This is a genomic window from Pseudoalteromonas rubra (assembly GCF_004212645.1).
In the GTDB taxonomy this organism is placed as follows: domain Bacteria; phylum Pseudomonadota; class Gammaproteobacteria; order Enterobacterales; family Alteromonadaceae; genus Pseudoalteromonas; species Pseudoalteromonas rubra_G.
Genome location: NZ_PPUZ01000168.1, coordinates 1 through 303, shown reverse-complemented (window position 1 = coordinate 303; position 303 = coordinate 1). Strand labels below are relative to the sequence as shown.

Genomic DNA, 303 nt, shown 5'->3' with positions numbered 1-303 from the left:
CATTTTGGAACCACCTGACCCCATGCCGAACTCAGTAGTGAAACGAAACAGCGCCGATGATAGTGTGGGGTTTCCCATGTGAAAGTAGGACATCGCCAGGGCCTTATTATTAACCCGCTGCAGCAATGCAGCGGGTTTTTTGCTATGTGTGATTTAAAAAGGTGTAGGCAGAATGGCGCTGTCTATTCATCCATGAAGCTGGCTGGATGGTGGAATAGGTCTGCGTTCTCTAATACCATTTTGAATAATTAACTGGTCAGATTTATCCAGTCCCGAAAGCATAATGATTTCACCCTGTCAGCA

1 rRNA gene is annotated in these 303 nt (G+C 45.9%); it reads left to right on the top strand.

The window, feature by feature from the left end:
* Positions 1-101 (top strand): 5S ribosomal RNA (gene rrf / locus C3B51_RS23340); the annotation flags it as partial.
* Positions 102-303: the final 202 nt, after the last annotated feature.